Annotated in this window: 24 protein-coding genes and 1 tRNA gene; 8 read left to right on the top strand and 17 right to left on the bottom strand. The window is 68.9% G+C overall.

Features of this window, described 5'->3' with window-relative positions; genetic code table 11:
- Positions 1–3: 3 nt before the first annotated feature.
- The 6 genes from NOV86_RS14620 to NOV86_RS14595 are packed head-to-tail and all read right to left on the bottom strand — an operon-like array spanning position 4 to position 4,857.
- The gene (locus NOV86_RS14620; protein WP_267642325.1) at positions 4–1,017 is read right to left on the bottom strand and encodes a threonine-phosphate decarboxylase; all 1,014 of its coding nucleotides are present in this window, start codon (positions 1,015–1,017) and stop codon (positions 4–6) included.
- Positions 1,007–2,008 carry a nicotinate-nucleotide--dimethylbenzimidazole phosphoribosyltransferase gene (locus NOV86_RS14615; protein ID WP_267642324.1) on the bottom strand — a complete coding sequence of 334 codons (1,002 nt, stop codon included), beginning with the start codon at positions 2,006–2,008 and terminating at the stop codon, positions 1,007–1,009. The genes NOV86_RS14620 and NOV86_RS14615 overlap by 11 nt, the downstream gene beginning before the upstream one ends.
- Positions 1,999–2,559, bottom strand: coding sequence for an NTP transferase domain-containing protein (locus NOV86_RS14610; RefSeq protein ID WP_267642323.1), 561 nt, complete (start codon positions 2,557–2,559; stop codon positions 1,999–2,001). The genes NOV86_RS14615 and NOV86_RS14610 overlap by 10 nt, the downstream gene beginning before the upstream one ends.
- Positions 2,559–3,344 carry an adenosylcobinamide-GDP ribazoletransferase gene (gene cobS, locus NOV86_RS14605; RefSeq protein ID WP_267642322.1) on the bottom strand — a complete coding sequence of 262 codons (786 nt, stop codon included), beginning with the start codon at positions 3,342–3,344 and terminating at the stop codon, positions 2,559–2,561. The genes NOV86_RS14610 and cobS overlap by 1 nt, the downstream gene beginning before the upstream one ends.
- Positions 3,335–4,237 (bottom strand): adenosylcobinamide-phosphate synthase CbiB, encoded by a 903-nt coding sequence (cbiB, locus tag NOV86_RS14600; protein ID WP_267642321.1) that lies wholly within the window; start codon positions 4,235–4,237, stop codon positions 3,335–3,337. The genes cobS and cbiB overlap by 10 nt, the downstream gene beginning before the upstream one ends.
- Complete coding sequence (locus NOV86_RS14595; protein ID WP_267642320.1) at positions 4,234–4,857, bottom strand: HAD family hydrolase; 624 nt, start codon at positions 4,855–4,857, stop codon at positions 4,234–4,236. The genes cbiB and NOV86_RS14595 overlap by 4 nt, the downstream gene beginning before the upstream one ends.
- Before the next feature lie 258 nt (positions 4,858–5,115).
- On the opposite strand from NOV86_RS14595, the gene NOV86_RS14590 reads away from it, so the two are divergent.
- Positions 5,116–5,292, top strand: coding sequence for a hypothetical protein (locus NOV86_RS14590; protein WP_267642319.1), 177 nt, complete (start codon positions 5,116–5,118; stop codon positions 5,290–5,292).
- A 219-nt stretch (positions 5,293–5,511) separates the two neighbouring features.
- Here NOV86_RS14590 and NOV86_RS14585 read toward each other — a convergent pair.
- Positions 5,512–5,585: transfer RNA gene (locus NOV86_RS14585), tRNA-Tyr, on the bottom strand.
- Between the two features lie 165 nt (positions 5,586–5,750).
- On the opposite strand from NOV86_RS14585, the gene NOV86_RS14580 reads away from it, so the two are divergent.
- From NOV86_RS14580 to ftsZ, 3 genes are all read left to right on the top strand, one after another.
- Positions 5,751–6,344: a double zinc ribbon domain-containing protein gene (locus tag NOV86_RS14580; protein ID WP_267642317.1), complete on the top strand. Its 594-nt coding sequence runs from the start codon at positions 5,751–5,753 to the stop codon at positions 6,342–6,344.
- 189 nt (positions 6,345–6,533) lie between these two features.
- The gene (cdrS, locus tag NOV86_RS14575; protein WP_267642316.1) at positions 6,534–6,716 is read left to right on the top strand and encodes a transcriptional regulator CdrS; all 183 of its coding nucleotides are present in this window, start codon (positions 6,534–6,536) and stop codon (positions 6,714–6,716) included.
- 2 nt (positions 6,717–6,718) lie between these two features.
- Entirely contained in the window at positions 6,719–7,924 is a 1,206-nt protein-coding gene (ftsZ, locus tag NOV86_RS14570) for a cell division protein FtsZ (protein WP_267642315.1), read from the top strand.
- Between the two features lie 144 nt (positions 7,925–8,068).
- On the opposite strand, the gene NOV86_RS14565 is transcribed toward ftsZ, so the two are convergent.
- Genes NOV86_RS14565 through NOV86_RS14550 form a run of 4 tightly spaced genes read right to left on the bottom strand, consistent with a single transcriptional unit; the run spans position 8,069 to position 11,026 of the window.
- A complete protein-coding gene (locus NOV86_RS14565) occupies positions 8,069–8,659 on the bottom strand; it encodes a hypothetical protein (protein ID WP_267642314.1) in 591 nt (196 codons plus the stop codon).
- 51 nt (positions 8,660–8,710) lie between these two features.
- Positions 8,711–9,232, bottom strand: coding sequence for an NUDIX domain-containing protein (locus tag NOV86_RS14560; RefSeq protein WP_267642313.1), 522 nt, complete (start codon positions 9,230–9,232; stop codon positions 8,711–8,713).
- A 51-nt stretch (positions 9,233–9,283) separates the two neighbouring features.
- Positions 9,284–10,261, bottom strand: coding sequence for a tRNA 2-thiolation protein NcsA (ncsA, locus tag NOV86_RS14555; RefSeq protein WP_267642312.1), 978 nt, complete (start codon positions 10,259–10,261; stop codon positions 9,284–9,286).
- A 60-nt stretch (positions 10,262–10,321) separates the two neighbouring features.
- A complete protein-coding gene (locus NOV86_RS14550; protein WP_267642311.1) occupies positions 10,322–11,026 on the bottom strand; it encodes an alpha/beta fold hydrolase in 705 nt (234 codons plus the stop codon).
- A 129-nt stretch (positions 11,027–11,155) separates the two neighbouring features.
- Here NOV86_RS14550 and NOV86_RS14545 point away from each other — a divergent pair, with 129 nt between their 5' ends.
- On the top strand, positions 11,156–11,653 hold the full coding sequence (locus tag NOV86_RS14545; RefSeq protein WP_267642309.1) for a lamin tail domain-containing protein: 498 nt from the start codon (positions 11,156–11,158) through the stop codon (positions 11,651–11,653).
- A gap of 78 nt (positions 11,654–11,731) precedes the next feature.
- On the opposite strand, the gene NOV86_RS14540 is transcribed toward NOV86_RS14545, so the two are convergent.
- On the bottom strand, positions 11,732–12,601 hold the full coding sequence (locus tag NOV86_RS14540) for a spondin domain-containing protein (protein WP_267642307.1): 870 nt from the start codon (positions 12,599–12,601) through the stop codon (positions 11,732–11,734).
- A gap of 234 nt (positions 12,602–12,835) precedes the next feature.
- Between NOV86_RS14540 and NOV86_RS14535 the strand changes: the two genes are divergently transcribed.
- The 3 genes from NOV86_RS14535 to NOV86_RS14525 all read left to right on the top strand — a co-directional run bounded on the left by NOV86_RS14535 (position 12,836) and on the right by NOV86_RS14525 (position 14,304).
- Positions 12,836–13,303, top strand: a complete 468-nt coding sequence (locus tag NOV86_RS14535; protein ID WP_267642306.1) for a DUF4442 domain-containing protein — start codon at positions 12,836–12,838, stop codon at positions 13,301–13,303.
- 63 nt (positions 13,304–13,366) lie between these two features.
- Positions 13,367–14,017, top strand: coding sequence for a DUF7095 family protein (locus NOV86_RS14530; protein ID WP_267642305.1), 651 nt, complete (start codon positions 13,367–13,369; stop codon positions 14,015–14,017).
- An 80-nt stretch (positions 14,018–14,097) separates the two neighbouring features.
- A complete protein-coding gene (locus NOV86_RS14525; RefSeq protein ID WP_267642304.1) occupies positions 14,098–14,304 on the top strand; it encodes a hypothetical protein in 207 nt (68 codons plus the stop codon).
- Between the two features lie 171 nt (positions 14,305–14,475).
- Here NOV86_RS14525 and NOV86_RS14520 read toward each other — a convergent pair whose 3' ends face one another.
- The 5 genes from NOV86_RS14520 to NOV86_RS14500 all read right to left on the bottom strand — a co-directional run bounded on the left by NOV86_RS14520 (position 14,476) and on the right by NOV86_RS14500 (position 19,183).
- Positions 14,476–15,567: an aminopeptidase gene (locus NOV86_RS14520; protein ID WP_267642303.1), complete on the bottom strand. Its 1,092-nt coding sequence runs from the start codon at positions 15,565–15,567 to the stop codon at positions 14,476–14,478.
- A gap of 224 nt (positions 15,568–15,791) precedes the next feature.
- Positions 15,792–16,871: an aminopeptidase gene (locus NOV86_RS14515; RefSeq protein WP_267642302.1), complete on the bottom strand. Its 1,080-nt coding sequence runs from the start codon at positions 16,869–16,871 to the stop codon at positions 15,792–15,794.
- A 100-nt stretch (positions 16,872–16,971) separates the two neighbouring features.
- The gene (locus tag NOV86_RS14510) at positions 16,972–18,063 is read right to left on the bottom strand and encodes an aminopeptidase (protein ID WP_267642300.1); all 1,092 of its coding nucleotides are present in this window, start codon (positions 18,061–18,063) and stop codon (positions 16,972–16,974) included.
- 55 nt (positions 18,064–18,118) lie between these two features.
- A complete protein-coding gene (locus NOV86_RS14505) occupies positions 18,119–18,985 on the bottom strand; it encodes a DUF7351 domain-containing protein (protein ID WP_267642299.1) in 867 nt (288 codons plus the stop codon).
- 48 nt (positions 18,986–19,033) lie between these two features.
- Entirely contained in the window at positions 19,034–19,183 is a 150-nt protein-coding gene (locus tag NOV86_RS14500; protein WP_267642297.1) for a DUF7331 family protein, read from the bottom strand.
- Between the last annotated feature and the right edge of the window lie 59 nt (positions 19,184–19,242).

Genomic DNA, 19,242 nt, shown 5'->3' with positions numbered 1-19,242 from the left:
GGCTCACCCCGTGACGCCGAGGGCGGCCAGCACCCGGTCGGTCGCCTCGCTGTCCTTCACGGCGATTCGCACGTGCGAGTCGAGGCCCCGGAACGTCCGGGCGTCGCGGAGGACCACGCCGGCCTCCCGGGCCCGGTCGAGCAGCGCGTCCACGTCGCGGTCGCCGCAGTCGACCAGGACGAAGGGCGCGTCCGAGGGGGACACGTCGAAGTCGGGTTCCAGCGCCTCCCGCAGCCGGGCGCGCTCCCTCGCGACCGTTTCGCGGGTGGATTCCACGAACTGGGTCTGGCGGAGGCAGTGCGCCCCGACCGCGGCCGCGGGCGTCCCGAGGTTCCAGGCTCGCCGGGCCGTCTCCAGTGCCTCGCGGTCCTCGCCGGTGGCGACGGCGTAGCCGGCTCTGAGGCCGGGGAGGCCGAACAGTTTCGTGAGCGAGCGCGCCGCGACGACGGCCTCGTGGCCGGCCAGCGAGTCCTGCCCGGTGTAGCCGAGGAACGCCTCGTCGGCGAGCAGGGTGGTGCCGGCGTCGGCACACCGGTCCGCGAGCGCGAGCAGGGCCTCCCGGGCCGGGCACTCACCTGTCGGGTTGTTCGGGGTGCAGACGACGACCATGGCGTGGTCGGCAGGGTCCGTGGCCACGATATCGTCGTGTGGCACGCGCACGGGGTCGCCCCCCTGCAGGTCGACCTCGCGGGCGTACTCGCCGAAACTCGGGGACGGAATCGCGACCGTCTCGCCGGGTCGGACCGTCGTCTGGATGGCGAGCCGGATGGCCGCGAGGCCACCCGGCGTGGGCACGACCTGCTCGGGGCGACAGCCGAGGAAACCGGCCGCGGCGGCCCGGAACTCCCGGTAGGAATCGTCGGGGTAGCGGTCGGCCTCGGCGAGCGCGGCCTCGTAGGCGGCCTCGGTTCCCGGCGGCGACTCGGGGTTCGTGTTCGCACTCAGGTCGAGCACGGCCCGGTCGGTGCTCCCGCCGTGGGGGACGCGCTCGGCCTCGCGGACCGCGTCAGGGTGCATGGTCGCCCTCCTCGCCGACGACGGCGTCGTACACCCGGGGGATGGCCTCACGGACCGCGGCGAGGGCGCCGGCCCGGTCGGCCAGCGCGAGCGCCCCACCGAGGCCGACGCCCTCCTTCGCCTCGCCGGCGACGTACCGGGCCATGGCGACGTGGTCGGCGGACCCGAAGCCGGGGTCGGTGACCGTCAGGTCGAGGTCGAGCCGGCCGGCCGCGTCGGCCAGGTCGTCCACGTCGTCGGCGACGAAACTGGTCGTGGCGAGTTCGAGGGGCGCCTCGCAGCCGGCGTGACGGACGAGCGCCCCCGCGGTCAACAACTGGGTGCCGCCACCCAGGGTGACGCTGGCCCCCGACTCCAGCGCGCCGAGGGTGAACCCAGCGACGGCGGCGAGGACGGGGTCGCCCATCCGTCGGACCGCCTCGCGCGGGTCGCCGGCACAGTCGCCGGGGTCGAGCCCCGAGGCGGCCAGTCCCTCGCGGACGACCTCGCGCTTCTGTTCGAGGGGGTTCTCCGGGAACGACGAGGAGACGGTCGCGTCCTCGCCCAGTGCCCGGAGCACGCCCATCGCGGTCGTCGTCCCGCCGGGGACCGTCTCGCCGACCACGACGTGCTCGTCGGGGAGTTCGCGGCCGAACTCGCGCGCCGCGGCGAAGGCCCCCGGTGCGGTCGCGACGGGGTCGGCCTCGCGGATGTCGGCACCCGGCCGGGCCCCGACGGAGACGGTCGGCGCGCCGGTCTTCTCGGCGAGCCCCGCGTCGACCACGGTCACCGTGAACCCGAGCACCTCGCGGGCCGCCCGGGTGAGGATGGCCGGCGTCGGACAGCCCGACGGGCTGACGGGGACGACCGGCGCGCGGACCGGCTGGCCGTAGGCCAGAATCTCGGCGTCGGCGCTCGGCGTGTGGCGCATCAGGGCTGGGTCCGCGCCCGCGGCGCTGATGCCCTCGATGCTGGCGGTCTCGGTCGAGCCCGCGAACAGGATCAGTCGCATAGTGCCTCCGCGAGGTCGGCGTCTGACTGGCGGTTCACGTTCACGGCGAGTCTGGCGTCGTAACTGGTGTACATGGTGTCTGAATCGGCATCGGCGACGACGTTCACGCCCGTCGGGGCGAGCCCGTCGAATTCGGTGTCACAGCTCGCGCCGAGGGCGCGCTTGAGGTCCGTCGGGACGACGACGGTCAGGGAGTCCCGTTCCCCTGCCGCGAACCGGTCGAGTACCCGGTCGACCACGACCGGGGCGAGCAGGGGCAGGTCGGCCGCGACCGTGAGGACGGGAGGTTCGACGGTGTCGAGGGCGGCCTGCAGGTCGGTGACGTAGCCCTCGCCTGGTGTCTCGACGAGGGAGAGGGCGAGGTCGTCGAACGTGGTTTTCGAAAGGTGTTCGCGCGTCGCGGGCGCGTGCGGGGAGACGGCCGCGTACGCGGTCTCGACACGGCTCCCGGCGAGTGCCGAGAGCACCCGGTCGACCATCGGCGTGCCGGCGATGGGGTACAGCGGCTTCTCGATGTCGGCATCGAGGCGTGTGCCGCGACCGCCACACATCACGAGAGCGTCCACGCGATCACCCCCACGTGGATGCCCGCGACGCGGGCGAGTTCGTTGGTCGCACCGAAGACGTCGCCGGTGACCCCGCCGAGGCGGTCGTCGGCCCAGCCGAGGGCCGCGAGGGCGACGAGGACGCCCGCCCCCATGGAGGCGATGGCGACCCCGGCGACTACCGGCCAGTCGGGCGCCGGGAGTCCGAAGAGGACGGCCGGGGTCGCCAGGGCGAGGCCGGCGAGTGCGGTTCCGCGGCCCGACTCGCCCGTCAGGGCGCTCCCGAAACCCTCGTGGGCAGGCTTTCCGACGCCGGCCAGCAGGACCATCCCCGCCTTCGCGCCGACCTCGCTGACGACGACGACGGCGACCGCGGCCCCCAGTGGGAGACCGGCGAGGGCGACCCCGCCGAGAGCGAGGCCAGCGATGACCAGCCCGACCGCGGCGAGCGCGCCGACGCCGGTCGTCGTGTCCTTCAGGACCTCGCGGCGGTCCGCAGGGGAGCCGTGGACGACCGCGGCGTCCCCGCAGTCGGCAACCCCGTCGAGGTGGTTGATGCCCGTCGCGCCGTACACCGCGAGCAGGTAGCCGAAGCCGACCACCGGAGCGGGCAGGGAGAACAGGCCCCCGAGGACGACCGGGAGCGCACAGAGCACGCCGACGAGGTAGCCCACGGGCACCATGGCGACCGGGTACCGGGTGTAGGCGTCCCAGGCGGCCTCGTCGTGGCCCGCGGGCAGGCGCGTCAGGAACCCGAGCGCGCCGCGCACCGCGGCGACGGTCAGAACCACGCGACCACCCCCGCGTAGAGCACGCCGACGAGCGCGGCCGACCCGACCACCTGCACCCCGCGGCGGGCCTTCTGGGGCGAGGGCAAGTCGGCGCCCGCGTTGAGGACGTACACGCCCGGCTTCTCCAGGCGTACGTCCAGCACCGCCGCGATGGCGCCCATGGGCCAGCCGGAGTTCGGCGACGGGACCTCCGAGAGCCAGTAGCGAGCCCGGAGCACCGCCCGGGGCTGGCGGGCCGCCTGCGCGATGAGCAGCGCCGAGAGCCGCGCCGGGAGCCACATCACCACGTCGTCGAGGCGCGCCGGCGCCCACCCGACCGGCTTCGAGTGGTAGCCCAGCATCGAATCCAGGGTGTTCACCGCCTTCACCCACGCCGCCGCCGCGGCCGCAGCCGGGAGCGAGACGGTCGTAAACAGCGTAAACGCCAACAGCGGCGCCACGAAGCCGTCTGCCAGATTCTCCGCGATCGATTCCACCGCGGCGCTCCGGAGTTCCCCCGCCGAGAGTTCGCTGGCATCCCGGCCCGCCAGCGACAGCAGTGCCTCGCGAGCGCCCTCCTCGTCCACCTCCGAGAGCCGGATGACCCCGAGCGCCTCGCTCAGCAGCATCCGCAGGCTCGTCGTCAGGTAGAGCGCGACCGCGGCCGCGCCGGCCCCGTACCAGGTGTCGTACCGGTCGACGAGGAGGACGAGGCCGCCCACGACCGCGGCCGCGACCGCCGGAAGCACCAGCGCCGCCAGCACGCCGACCAGCCGGGGGTGTGACCACGCCCGGTCGACCGGCGCGACCAGTTTCCCGAACCACGCCACCGGGTGGGCCTGGGTCGGCGGTTCGCCGGTCAGCACGTCGAGCAGGAAGCCGACGCCCACCGCGACCGACGCCGCGACCGTCACCCCGACCACCCCAGTTCGGCCGGGAGCGCCGACAGGGGTACCTCGCCCACGTCGACGAACCGGCCGCCCGCGTCCTCGATGCCCCCGTCGGTCCGCGGGTCGTCGCCGACGTGGACGAGGTCGGCCACGTCGCACTCGAGCTGGCGCGCCACCGTCTCGAAGATGTGCGCGTCGGGCTTGCGCCAGCCACAGGCGACGCTCGTGACGATGGTATCGAAGTCCCCACGCCCGAGGTCGGACCGGACCAGCGTCCGGCCGACGAGCTCCGGCACCGCACAGTTCGAGCAGATCGCGACCGGCCCCCTCTCGCGGGCCGCCGCGACGGCCTCGACCGCGCCCTCTCTGGTCTCGACCGCGGGGTCGAACGCCGAGACGACCGCCCGCCGCGGCGCGTTCCCCGGCGCGTCGACTCCCCGGCTCTGCAGGGCCGCCGAGACGTGCGCCGGCAGGGGTACTTCCGCGCCCGCGGGCGCGTCGATGTGGACCTCCCGGTAGGCCTCGCCCCAGTCATCGGGGACCGCGACGTCCCGGTCCCGGAGGGCCGCTGCGACCGCCGCCGCTGGGTCTGCCGGCCGGTCCACGTCCACGAGCGTCCCGAAGAGGTCGAACGAAACTGCCACTACCGTAGGACTAGCGCAACTTCACTTGAACATCGCGGTCGTGGGTGGAGGGTTCGCGACCGGCCACACCGGGCCACACGCTGACAGCTCAGCATCAAATATATTAATTTTGATATTCAAAGCTTGCGTTGATATTCGAGACTCATTTGCCACCACCACTAGTTATTTGCCCTAGAACGAACATTCCAATAACATCAACTACACAGGAGAAGCGAGAAATAGCCAAAATTTTTACTATAAAACGTGCAATCATGTCATATGGCGGGGTTACCAAGTATGTGCCCAAACTGCGGTAACAACTGGGCCGAGTCGAAATGGACCAACATGGTGACCGAGGACGTGGGACACGCCAAGATGGGAGGTGGCGAGGTACAGTGCGAGGACTGTAAAGCGATCATCGACCTGGAAACGAGGGAGATCAAGGAATTCGACTGACTGCCCCAGTGTCTCTCCGAATCTCTCTCCACTATCTCGGTACGGTACTCGTACCAGCCTCGACTACAGCTCGACTTCAGAAGAAGTCCGCCCTTCCCGATGTTGAACACCGTGAGACATGCTCGCTTCGCTGCGCGTGACTCACGAGCGCAAATCGGCTCGGCAGAACGTGCATTCCGCTCACGGTCTCACTACGTTCGACGGTTCGCGGAAAAGCAGTCCGCCCTCCCCGATTTGAACGGGGGACAAGTCGATCTACAGTCGACTGCTCTACCAGTCTGAGCTAAGGGCGGGCGTACTTTCAGATAGACGCCGGCGGCGACATAAGGGTTATTATCTCGACCGGCTCCGGTACATCGTAGCAGGTCACACGAGCTGAAACCAGCGTCAGACGTTCGTCAGACGCTTGGGGATACATTCAAGTACCTGCCGTATAATACGTTAGCCGAACGAGAGGTATGAGTAAGATTACCGTGCGTGCGGACGACGACCTGGTCGAGCGACTCGAGGCCAGAGACGAGTCCAAGAGCCAGCTCGTCCGCGACGCGCTCCGGGCGTACCTCGACGGGGACGTCGGCGACGACACCCCCGACGAGGGCGACCGGCAGGCTACCGTCGAGAGCCACGCCAGTCTGGACGACCTCGTGGCGGCCCGGATCGACGAGCTGGTCGAGGCGCGGGTCGACGAGATCCTCGACCGGCGGCTCGACGCGGCGATGGCCGGTCGCGGCCAGGACCTGAACCTCACCATCGCGCTCGACGGCGTGCAAGCGACCGGAGAGGTCGACGCCGAGGCGTCCGACCAGGTGTCGGACACCTCTCCCGGGTCGCCGGTGGCAGGTGTGTCGGACACCGCGGGAGACACCCACGAGACGACCTGCGGGCAGTGCGGTGAGACGGTCGATTCGGACCACGTGTACTGCCCGAACTGCGGCGAGAAGGCCTCGCATCGGGCGTTCTGCGAGTGCGGCGACGAGGTGCGCTCGGACTGGGCGTTCTGCCCGAGCTGCGGGCGTCGGACCCCGGCTGCCGACGTGCTCGACTCGACGTAGGACAGATCGAGACCTGTTATCGGCGGTACCTTTATTACGTATGACACAGTGCATACAGTCGCGTAAGACAGTTGTCTTACACAGGGCGGAATCGGGAGTTTACGGGGCTCCCGTGCCCGTAATCACCGTGTAAGACGATGCGCGTGCGAACGACGCACATGCGCGAGGTCTTACCAGGGGAATACAACCATGGAGCGTGTGACACTGCGAATTCCGAAACAGCAGATCGAAGAGGTAGAACAGATGGTCGAGACGGGAGAGTTCCCGAATCGAAGTGAGGCCATTCGGTCGGCCGTCCGCGAGATGCTCAACGAGCAACAGACCGAGCGTTCCGGTGCCAGCGATAACAAGCGCACCTACGCCAGGGTGTAACGATGCAGGATATCGTTCAGGACGCCCTCGAGCACGAAGAACGCGAGAAGCAACAGAAGCAGGACTTCGACAGCGACGAGTTCGGGGACCCCCGGATCGTCATCGTCGGCTGCGGTGGCGCGGGTAACAACACCGTCAACCGGCTGTACAACATCGGTGTCGACGGGGCCGACACGGTCGCCATCAACACCGACAAGCAGCACCTGAAGATGATCGAGGCCGACACGAAGATACTCGTCGGCAAGTCCCTGACCAACGGGCTCGGCGCGGGTGGCGACCCCTCGATGGGCGAGCGCGCGACCGAGATGGCACAGGGTACGATCAAGGAGGTCCTCGGCGACGCCGACCTCGTGTTCGTCACGGCGGGCATGGGCGGCGGGACGGGGACCGGCGCGGCGCCGGTCGTCTCGAAGATCGCCAAGGAACAGGGCGCCATCGTCGTCGGCATGGTGTCGACGCCGTTCAACGTCGAGCGTGCCCGCACGGTCAAGGCCGAGGAAGGCCTGGAGAAGCTCCGCGAGGAGGCCGACTCCATCATCGTGCTGGACAACAACCGACTGCTCGACTACGTGCCCAACCTGCCCATCGGCAAGGCGTTCTCGGTGATGGACCAGATCATCGCCGAGACGGTCAAGGGTATCTCCGAGACCATCACACAGCCGAGTCTCATCAACCTCGACTACGCCGACATGTGCGCCATCATGAACCAGGGTGGCGTCGCGGTGATGCTGGTCGGCGAGACACAGGACAAGAACAAGACGCGCGAGGTGGTGAACGACGCGATGAACCACCCGCTGCTGGACGTGGACTACCGTGGTGCATCCGGTGGTCTCGTCCACATCACGGGCGGCCCCGACCTCACGCTGAAGGAGGCCGAGGGCATCGCGAACAACATCACCGAGCGCCTCGAGGCGAGTGCGAACGTCATCTGGGGCGCGCGCATCCAGGAGAACTACAAGGGCAAGGTGCGCGTCATGGCCATCATGACGGGCGTCCAGAGTGCCCAGGTGCTCGGTCCGAGCACCCAGAAGCAGGCCGACCGGTCCCGGGAAGCTATCGACGAAGGTAGCTTCGACGCCAGCGAGGCGGACTTCGGTAGCCCGGCATCGAGCTCCTCGAGTTCGAGCGCCCAGAGCTTCGGGAGCACGCGCGGCGACGGCGGCCGCGACGAGGTCGAGCAGAACAACGGCCTCGACGTCATCCGCTGAGCCGGACACAGTCGTACCAGTCGTCCCTCTGGCGGGGGACACGAACCCACTCCCAGAACCGACCCCAGCGGGGGTCGTTCTCTCCGTTCTCACACCGCGTACCCACCGGTATCGCGGTCGGGTCGTCGAGGACCGGTCGACCGGTCAGACGCCCGTCTCGCGTTCGAGCTTCTCGACGAACGACCGGAAGTGCGGCGCGTCGGTGAACGCCTCCGCGGCGATACTGAACACGGCGACGGTCGCCTGTCCCTCTGGACCTTCCACGACGACCGCCCAGTTGCCACTCCCCGCCTCCGTCCACTCGCCGTCGCAGTCGCGGACGAGCGTCTCACCGACGTAGCTCCCGATGGACTGGACGATGCCGTAGAAGGTCCGGGCATCGGACCCGCCGTCGGGGGTCGGCTGGACGCCCGCGAACGCCTCCGGCTCCCAGTTCTCCGTGACGAGGCTGTCGAGGTGGGCGAGCGACGAGAGCGTGAAGTCGAGGGGGTACTCGTGCCAGAAGTCGACGAACTCCTGGGCCTCGTAGGCGAACGCCTCGGGCGGCTCGGTCGGGCGTTCCTCGGGCTCGTCCCCAGGTTCGTCGGGCAGCCCGAACCCGTCGTCGTCATCGTCGGGTGGTGTGCCGTACATCCGGTCCGGGTCGGACGCCGGGGTCGCCCGTTCCGCCGGCTCGGGCTCCGGGTCCGACGGCGGCGACCGGAACAGCTCGCGCAGGCTATCGAGGAGTCCCATGGGCGGAGGTACGGGCGATATCGGAAAGCGGTTTCGGGGCCGGACCCCGTCTTACGGTCCGGCTCCGTCGACGAAGCGTCGGACCTCGGCCTCGTGGTCCGGGTCCACGTCCGCCGGGACCGCCGCGAACCACTCGACCGCCTGGATGTCCTCGTCGGCCACGCCCGGGTCGTCGGCGACCGTCCCGTCGTCGCGGGGCGAGGCGGCGAAGAAGACCGCGTAGCCGTCCTCGAGCACCTCGCCGGTGTCGACGTGTTCGAGTCGGCCCTGGTAGACGAGTTCGGGGCCGTCGAGGGTGACCGCGACCCCGGTCTCCTCCTCGGCCTCGCGGCGGGCCGCCGCCTCCCAGTCTTCGCCCGGTTCGACGCCGCCGCCCGGCAGTATCCAGCCGTCGCTCCAGTCGTTCTGGACCAGCAGCACTCGGTCCTCGTCGTCGGTGACGCCGACGACCACGCCCCCGTCGATGGTCTCGGCGCGGTCGCGGGCGGCCTCGAACTCCTCGGCGGGCAGGACGTGCGTCTGCTCGACGTAGTCCACGCTCCCGCGGTCGAGCAGGTCCTCGGGGTAGGTCATACGCGGGCGTTCTCACGCCGGGGTAGAAGCAGTTCGGGTTCTCGTCGCCGGTCAGACCGCGCCCAGCGCGTCCAGCAGCGAGCACTTGCGACAGACGTCGCGGGTCGTCGTCGACCCGCACTCCTCGCACTCGTTCAGGTCGGTCTTCGAGCCGTCGCCGTCCTCGCGGTAGCGTTCCGCGACGATGCCGGCCAGTTCCTCGTAGCCGGCCATGATGGAGTGGCGGGTGCCGGGGTGGTTCTCCTCCAGGTCGAACAGCAGACGCTGTATCTCGCCGCGGTAGGCCTCGCTGGCGTGGGGGCACTCGGTGATGTGTGCGGGGAGGTCCTGCAGGTGGCAGTAGAGCGCGACCTCCTTCTCGGGCACGTCGCGCAGGGGCTTGGCGCGCGGGACGAACTCGTCCTGTTCCTCACGGTCTTCGAACGCGCCGATGCTGGCGTCGAAGTGCTTGGCGATCTGGGCCACGTCGCCCTCGAGGAAGTTCATCAGGGCGGTCTGGGCCTCGTCGTCGAGGTTGTGGCCCGTCAGCAGTTTGTCCGCGCCGAACTCGTCGGCGTACGATTCGAGGAGGTCACGCCGGAAGACGCCGCAGTAGGCACAGGCCGCCATGTTCTCGGGGTCGTCCTCGACCACGTCGTCCATGCGGACGCCGAACTCCTCCTCGTAGGTGACGAGTTCGTGGCGCAACTCGAGGTCTTCGGCGAGTTCGACGCAGGCGTCGACGCTCTCGTCGCGGTAGCCCTCGATGCCCTCGTGGATGGTCAGCGCGACCAGCTCGATGCGGGGGTCGGGCGCGAACACGTCGTCGAGGATGTGGGTGAGCACCACGCTGTCCTTCCCGCCGGAGAGCCCGATGACCCACGTCTCGGGCTCGTCGGGAGTGGCGTCGCGTGGCACCAGCCCGTCCTCGCGAATCCGCCGGCGCACCCGCTTCTCGACGGACTCGCAGAAGTGCGTCTCGCAGAGGTGTGCGCCGGAGTACGCGGCGTGCATCACCGCCTCGCGGTCGCACTTGGTGCACTCGGTCATCGGCGTGTGGTTGCCGCCACGGCGGGATACGGGTTTCGTCTTCGCGCGTCGGGTCGTGTCTTACGCCGTCTCGACCGCCGCCAGCCCGCCGTCGACCGCCGCGAGCAGCTCCTCGACGTACGCGTCGCGGCGCTCGGAGGAGAACAGCTCGTGGCCGCCGTCGTACAGGACGACCTGCTCTTCGGGGACGGCCTCGCCGATGGCGCGCGTGCTGACGACCTGGTCACGGAGCGTGCAGAAGACGACCGCGTCCTCGTCGATGGACGGGCGCTCGCGGTGGCCGCGCCGGGTCTCTCGGACGAACCGGGGCGAGACCTTCTCGGCCCCGTCGGCCAGCTGGCGGTCGGTCGCCAGCGCTCCGATGGCCTCGCGAGTGCTGATACCGGAGGGGATGAGCTTCCGCCGGGAGCCGAGTCGCCCGACCAGGTCGAGCACCCGGCCGGGCATGTCCTCTGGGTAGCCCCACCACGGGCTGAGGTAGGTCGTCGTCTCTGCCCCGTCGAGGTACGACGCGATGAGCCCGCCCGTGCTGTGGCCGGCCAGCCGGAAGTCGTCGAGGTCGGCGACGTACTCCCGCGCCGGGCGGACCCACTCGTCGTAGAAGTCTGCCGGGAAGTCCGGAATCTGGATCGTGTGGATCCGGTAGCCACCCTCGGCGAACCGGTCTTCGAGCCACTGCACGTTCTCGTGGTGCAGCCGGTTCCCCCAGCCGAGTATCCACACGAGGTCCTCGTCTCCTGCCTCGTTCGTGATGCGGCCTCTCATACCACGGCCTGAGGGCCGCCGCCCGCATAAAGCTCCGAGAACCGACGACACCGCGCCCGCGGTTTCCGCCCCGTCGCGGCGGGTGCCACGGGGGGAAGCTATTCGGGGGTGGCGAGGATACGGGCGGGTATGTCGTCCCCGCGCCGTCGGGTCTCGTCCCCGCGCCGTCGTGCCCTGCTCGCCGCCTGTGCGACCGTCGCCGCGGCCGGGAGCGCGGGCTGCATCGAGCGTATCAGGGGCGTCGTGGACCCGTCGCGGAACCGGACCCACCGGCCCAGCGCCGACCTCCGGCTCGAGGTCGACGCGGGGGGCGAGCACGAGTCGGTCTTCGTCCGGAATGCAGGGGAGGACGTCGTCCAGCTCCGGAGCTACACGCTGGAGTACGAGGGGCTCGGGACCTACCAGCTCGACACCATCCCGCTGGAGCCGGGCGGGTTCGTCGAGGTGCGGACCACGGGCGACATCGACGGCGTGAAGGGTGGCTCGCCCCGGGAGTTCCTCCGCGGCGCGAACTTCGCGGAACCGCTCTGTCCCGGGAGAACCGTGACGCTCCGCGGACCCCAGGGGACCGTCGTCGCACAGGCGACGTGTGCCGGCTCGCCCGGCGGCAGGCTCGACCCGCGCTGACCGCGGGTCGACGTGAGGCCGCATTCGACCGGGCCGACTGGCCAGACCCGCCTGCCGGACCGGCGAGGCTCCGTTCCCCTATTCGGGCGTGAGCGTCACCCGGATGGCGTCGGCCGGGTCCGGGTAGCTGTGCCCGTCGTTCACGTTGTCCGTCGGTCGGAGCTGGCGGACCACACCGTTCTCGTCCGGTCCCTTGTCCGGGTCCCCGAACTCGAGCCCCTGGCGGGGCGCCTGCGTCGGGTGGCCGCTGGCGGGGTCCTCGTTCGGTTCCGTCCCGGCGTCCCAGAGGGCGACGCGGTCGGTCACGTCCGTGGCCGAGGTGATGCCCGAGAGCGGGATACCGCCCATCCCCGGGGCGAAGAACGCGTCGTTCGATGGCACGAACATCGTGGCGAAGGCGAGTTTCTCCCCCCGCTCGGCGGTCACCGCGAACTCGAAGGCACCGCCCGGGGCGATGGGTGGCGCACCCGGGACCGAGCCGGTCGGGTCGTTGGGGTCCGCGACGGTGTCTGCCGGCGTCCACGCGCCGGCGACCCGGACGTTCCGCAAGTTCCGCAGTTCCTCGACGAGGGAACCGTTCTCGGGCGTCCCCATCGGGCGCCCGGCCTCGGCGATGGCTTCCAGCCCCGGGCTGGCGGACCGGCGGCGCGTGAAGACCGGGTTCTTTCCCCGGTAGAGTGCGTACGCACCGGGAGTGATCCAGACCGCGCCGCCGGTCGAGCGCGGCAGCCCGGGGGCGGTCGGGTACTGGTCGAGCGACGCGACGTTCTCGATGCGCACGGTCAAGGTGGTAGTCTGTCCGCCACCGCGACCGGGTCCTGCCGCCGCGAAGCCCGGGACCAGCCCCGCCGCGCCGAGGGCCGTCATCGTGGCGAGCGCACCGCGTCGCGTGGTCGTTCGTCCGTCGCTGTCTGCTGCAGCCGTCCGTCGTGGTGTTCGGTCTGACATGGTCGCTCAGGGGTTCGTCCCCGAGAATCCGGTTCGACACATCGCTGAAAGAGCGTTTTTCAAACTCCGTGTGGGCTCGTCCCAAACAGCGTCTAGAATCCGTCCGGACTCCCTCTAGGTTCGCCGTCCCGACCGACGCGCGGTGACACTCACCGCTGACCGAGGTCGACAACCCGAGACGACGCGTCTCGGGTTCCACAGCACTCACGGTCGGTCGTCACGTGGGCGGCATCTATGAGCGAGTCCTGGCGCACGCGACTGTTCCGCCTCCTCTTCAACGTCTGGCCCTCCTACCGGGGGACCGGCGGCCGGGTCCAGTACATCGCCGACGACTGGCAGGAGATCCGCGTCCGCATCCCCCGGAGCTGGCGCACCCGCAACTACATGGGCACGACCTTCGGCGGGAGCATCTACGGCGCCTGCGACCCGATGTTCGCGATGATCCTCATCAAGGCCCTCCCCGAGGAGTACGTCGTCTGGGACAAGGCCGCCGAGATCCGCTTCAAGAAGCCCGGCACCGAGGACCTCTACGCTCGCTTCCGCGTCCCCGACGAGGAACTCGCCGACATCCAGTCGACCCTCGAGGACCAGGACTCCATCGACCGCGAGTACACCGCCGACGTGGTCGCCGAAGACGGCACCGTCCACGCGACCGTCGAGAAGACGGTCCACATCTCGACCGACGAGAACAAGCGCGCCTGACCGGTGTCGCGGCTGGCGACCGAAGCGCGGACGTTTTTCCCCTGCGGCCGGTAGGGAGGGGCAATGAGTCTCGAACGTGACGCGGCCCTCGACCGGGTGGAAGCCATCCTCGACGCGGTCGAGTCCGAGCCGATGCCGGTTCCGGTGCGAGAGGTCTGGGTGTACGGCGACGTGGCCCTCGGCCTCGACCCCGTCGACCGCCTCGACGTCTACCTCACCAAGGACATCCTGCTGGGCGGCGACGCCGACCGCGCCGACGAGTTCGAAGCCGAGTACGGCGTCAAGGGTGTCGGCCAGACCGTCCGCACCGAGTGGGCCGAGGCGAACCCCGAGTCCCTCCGCGCGAACGCGAACGGCCACGCCGCCCCGGAGAAGTGCCTCGCGGCGCACCTGCTGGAGGACGACGAACCGGTCCACCTCGAGGTGTGCAACGCCAGTTTCGAGGACAACGTCACCCAGCGCCTCGCCGGCGCGAAGCGGCGCGAGGACTGGACCACGCTGCTCGACCCCCGCGGGGTGTGCCTGTGGGTCGACGGCCAGCGCAGCGAGGAGGCGATGCGCAAGCTCCGCGAGTCCGAACTCGCGCTTCCGACGCTCTCGCGGGCGCTCGGGATGCTCGGACTGGAGGAAGAGCAGGCGCAGGAAGCCGCGAAGGACCTCCACGCCTGGCGCGACCAGCAGGAGGGCGCGACGGTCCGCGGCGACGTGGTCTGACGACACGCCGGCGAACCGAGCTCTCACCCGACCCGGTCCCGTCGAAAAGGTATACGGTCGCGGCGCGAGAACCGCGTCCCATGGTCCCCACCTCCCCCCTCACCGACAGGTTCTCCGCCATCTCACCGGTCTACGCGCTGACGCTGCCCATCGTCGTCGCGCCCTGGGGCTACCTCTCCGGGTGGCTCTTCGGCACCCACCTCGTCGGGTCCGACACCACGGCGGTCTGGCTGACGACCGTCCTGCTGACGGTCGCGGTGCTGCTGGTGGTGTCGCTGCGGTCGTAGAAAGCGGGTCGCGACCGACGGAGACGGTCTAGTTCTCGAAGTCCTCTTCACGGCTCCCGACGGTCGCCGTTCAGATTCGAGGTTCTTCGCTCCGCTCAGAACCTCGCTACTCCTCACGGGTCGCTACGCTCCCCGTTCGGACCTGGAGATTCTCACTCCGTTCGAATCTCCCTACCCCTCGAACCCGTCTTCGAACCAGAACGTCCCGTCCCGCTGGATGACCTCGCCATCCACCTCGATGGACGAGTCCTCGCTCATGTCGACGATCATGTCCATGTGCATCGCGGAGTCGTTGCGCTCGTTGCCCTCACCGACGGTGTCCTCGTAGGCGCGACCGAGGGCCATGTGGACGGTGTCGCCCATCTTCTCGTCGAACAGCATGTTGTACGTGAACTGGTCGATGTCGCGGTTCATCCCGATACCGAGTTCGCCGAGGCGGTTCGCGCCCTCGTCGGTCTGCAACACCGCACCGAGGACCTCCTCGTTCTTGTCGGCCTCGAACTCGACGACCTCGCCCGCTTCGAAGACGAGTCGGACGCCGGTGATCTCACGACCCTGGGCCATCAGCGGCTTGTCGAACAGCACCTCGCCCTCCACGCTGTCGGGGACCGGCGCGGTGAACACCTCGCCGCCGGGCAGGTTGTGCTCGGCGTAGTCGTTCTTGACGATGTTGCCCGCGATGGACATCGTCACGTCGGTCGTCTCGCCGGAGACGATGCGGACCTCGTCGGCCTCCTCCAGCCGGTCGACGACCTGCTGTTGCAACTCGCGCTGTTCGTCCCAATCCTTGTTGACGGCGCTGTAGACGAACTCCTCGTAGGCCGGCGTGCTCATCTCCGCCTTCTGGGCGTCGCCCGTGGCGGGGAACTGCGTGCCGAGCCAGCGCTTCTCCATCACGGCCTCGCTGATGGGCTTGTGGAGCGTGGCCATCGCCGAGTTCTTCTCCGGTGGCACGTCGCTCGTCTCGTTCTTGTTCGAACTCGCCCGGATGCCGATCATCACGTCCGTCTCGTCGATGAGGGCCTGGAGGTGTGTCGGCAGGTCGAGTTCGTCCGGGTCGACCGCGAGCATGTACTCACGCATCGCCCGCGGGTCCTGGGTTATCTGGACCGGGAGGGCACCGATCTCGCCCAGTTTCCCGTAGACCGCGGCGACGAGGTCCCGGGCCTCCGGCGGGCCCGAGACGACGACCTGGTCACCGGGCTGGACGTCCGTGGAGTGTTCGACGATGATCTCGGCGTGTTCCTCGATTCGGGGATCCATACCACCGGAGACGGCGGGGGACCCGTTAATAGTTCGCAGAACGACATTTCTGTCTAGTGGCTGATATGGTGCGGGGCGGGCGTCCGAGTCCCACCAGTCGGTGGGCCCCGGACAGGGTACCATCCCGGCGCACACCACGCTCCGCGTTCGGAATACGAGGTTCTCGCTACTGCTCGCGGCTCCGCCGCTCGCATTTCGAGGGCCTCACTTCGTTCGGCCCCTCGCTACTCCTCGAACACGAACGTCCCGTCCCGCTGGACGACCTCGCCATCCACCTCGATGTACGAGTCCTCGCTCATGTCGACCAGCATGTCGACGTGAACCATGCTCTCGTTGCACGGTTGGCCCTCCGGGACCACGTCCTCGATTGCCGTCCCCAATGCGAGGTGGACGGTATCGCCCATCTTCTCGTCGAACAGCATGTGGTTCGTCACCCGGTCGATATCCCGGTTCATGCCGATTCCCAACTCACCGAGACGCCTCGCGCCCTCGTCGGCGTCGAGGATACTTTCGAGGGTCTCCTCGTTCTTCTCGGCCGCGAAGTCGACCACCTCGCCCGCCTCGAACCGGAGCCAGACCCCGGCGAGTTGCTTCCCGCGCTGGACGACCGGCACGTCGAAGCGCACCTCGCCCTCGACGGACTCGGGAATCGGGACCGTGTAGACCTCCCCGCCGGGCAGGTTGCGCTTCGCGTGGTCGTTCCCCGCGTCCATCCCGTCGACCCGCATCGTGACGTCGGTCTCGTCGCCGGAGACGATGCGGACCTCCTCGGCGGGGTCGAGGATCTCGACCATGTTCTCCTGGAACTCGCGCTGGGCCTCCCAGTCCTTGTCGATGGCGTCGTAGACGAAGTCCTCGTAGGCGGGCGTGCTCATCTCGGCCTCCTGGGCAGTCCCCGAAAGTGGGTGCATCGTCCCGACCCAGGGCGTATCCATTCGCTCCTCGAAGACGGGGCGGTTCGCCTCGCCCATCGCGTTCGAGATCTCGGGGTCCATCTCGCTCGACGCTCGCGTGTTCTCCATCCCCCAGACGAGGACGACCTTGTCTGCCGCCTCGTAGGCTGCCAGCCGATGCTCCTTCAGCGCTGCGGCGTCGATATCGAGTTCGCCGAGGTACGCCTGCGAGGCGCGCGGGCTGTCCCCGACCCGCATCGGGAGCGCGTTCCGCTCCCCGAGCAGTTCGTACAGGGCGACGACGAACTCCTCCGCCGCCGGCTTCGCCACCACCAGCACGTTCTCCCCCTCCTGCACGTCCAGACAGTGGTCGACCACGATTTCGGCGTGTTCTCTGACACGTGGGTCCATGTGTACAGCCACCGTCCAGCGACTGGAAAACGGTTCCGCGAAGCGCGTTTCTGTTTTCGAGATGGTAGTTCTGGCGAGCAACAGGAGAGAGGCTCCGGGCCTAGCCTTCGAACCCGTCTTCGAACCTGAACGTCCCGTTCCGCTGTACGACCTCCCCGTCGACCTCGATGAACGAGTCCTCGCTCATGTCGACGATCATGTCCATGTGCATCGCGCTCTCGTTCAGGGGCTGACCGTCGGGGACGGTGTGGGCGATGGCCTTCCCGATGGCGAGGTGGATGGTGTCGCCCATCTTCTCGTCGAACAGCATGTTGTAGGTGAACTGGTCGATGTCCCGGTTCATCCCGATGCCGAGTTCACCGAGGCGGCGGGCACCCTCGTCGGTGTTGAGTACCGCTGTCAGCACCTCCTCGTTCTTCGCGGCGGAGTGCTCGACGACCTCGCCCTCCTCGAACTTGAGCCACACGTCGGTCATCTCGCGGCCCTGGGCCATCAGCGGCTTGTCGAACAGCACCTCGCCCTCGACGCTGTCGGGGACGGGGGCGGTGTAGACCTCGCCGCCAGGCAGGTTGAGTTCCGCGTAGTCGTTCGCGGTGACCATCCCGTCGACGCTCATCCGGATGTCCGTCGTCTCGCCGGAGACGATGTGGACCTCGTCGGCGGGGTCGAGTATCTCGACCATGTTCTCCTGGAACTCGCGCTGTGCGTCCCAGTCCTTGTCGATGGCGTCGTAGACGAAGTCCTCGTACGCCGACGTGGACATCTCGGCCTCCTGGGCGTTGCCGGTCGCGGGGTACTGCGTGCCGACCCAGCGCTTGCCCATGCGCTCTTCGCCGATGGGCTGGAGGGCCTTCCCGTACGCGCTCGTCGTCTCCGGCGGCACGTCGCTGCGCTCGTTCGTGTTCTCGTCGCCGCGGACGATGATGACCACGTCCGTCTCCTCCATCTGCGCGAGGTCGTGCTCGGGCAGCTCGAAGTCCTCGGGGTCCGAGGAACGCAGGTAGGCGCGCATCGCCCGCATGGAGCGCATCGAGAGCGACGGGTTCGCCCCGATGTCGCCGAGGCGCTCGTAGATGGCGACGACGAGGTCCTCGGCGACGGGTGGCGCGACGACCAGCACGTCGTCGTCGGGCTCGACCTTCGTGGAGTGTTCGACGATGATCTCCGCGTGACGTTCGATTCGGGGATCCATACCGCCCACGTCTCGTGGGCCGTAAAAAAGCGTTCCCAGAAGGACCGTTCTGTAGTCAGTCTGACCGGTCGAGCCGCTCTGTCGCGACGACGGAGCCGTCGCCGTCGAGGGTCGCCCGGAACGTCTCGTCGTCCTCCGCGATCTCCAGCCGGTAGCGTTCCGGCTCCGCGGAAACCTGCTCCGCGGGCGTCTGGATGACGGGCAACAGCCACGGGTACGTCTCGGCCACGTCGACGCCGTGGTCGCGGTAGAAGGTGAGGAGGTCGGGATGCTGGAGCAGGCAGATACCGAGCGAGGACTGGGACTTCGTGCCGCACTGCTGGCAGGTCCAGTGCAGGGCGTGGAACGACACGTCGTTGGCCTCCTGGTACTGCACCTCGCTCTCGACGTGGCCGTAGCACTCGTGGCAGATGCCCCGCGTGTTCAACAGCACCCGGCTGTGGATGAGGTCGACGGAGAACGAGAGCAGTTCCTCGACCGTGCGCCCCCGCGCCGCCGCGAGCGGGACGCCCGTCCGGTAGACCTGGTGCCCCTCGTCGCATTCCGCGGTGAGCGTCCCCTGGTCGAACCGGGCGGTCATCGTCGCCCCACAGATGGGGCAGCCGTGGTCGAGCCGGACCGTGTCGAGCGTCTCGCCCTCGTCGAGCGTGCCGGCCAGGATGGCGGCCGCGACCTGCTCACCCGCGTAGCTCAGCTCGTAGCCGTCGTCCGTCCGTTCGACGAACCGGCCGCGGAGCTTGCCGAGGTGGTAGTTGAACCGTCCGGAGTCGTCGACACCGACGCGGTCGCGCAGGGCCGAGAACGAGAGCGTGGGGTCTCCGGGGTCCTCGCGGCGGGCCGCGACGAGTGCCTCCACGATGCCGACCCGGGTCGGGTCGCTCAGCGCGTCGAACGCTGCCGACCGGTCACGTTCCTCGTGCACACCGGCCGTCCAGCCCGCGGCGACAAAAGACTACCGTCGACAGCCGGGTCACCGCATCTCGTCGAGGGCGTACGTCACGTCGGACTGGATCCACGCAGCCGTGTCTCGCGTGTCGTAGATGATGGTCTGGTCCGTGGAGATGTCGAACGCACTGTACACCTCCGCTCTGGTGGCGTCGGCGGGGACGTCCTGTTCCATACAATCAGTGGGGTCGGGACACACCTGAGTTGGCCTCCTAACCCGTTCGGGTTGGCGAG

The sequence above is a fragment of the Haloarchaeobius amylolyticus genome (assembly GCF_026616195.1).
GTDB lineage: Archaea > Halobacteriota > Halobacteria > Halobacteriales > Natrialbaceae > Haloarchaeobius > Haloarchaeobius amylolyticus.
Note: the sequence above shows the minus strand (reverse complement) of the source record. Positions and strands in the feature narration are given on the sequence as shown.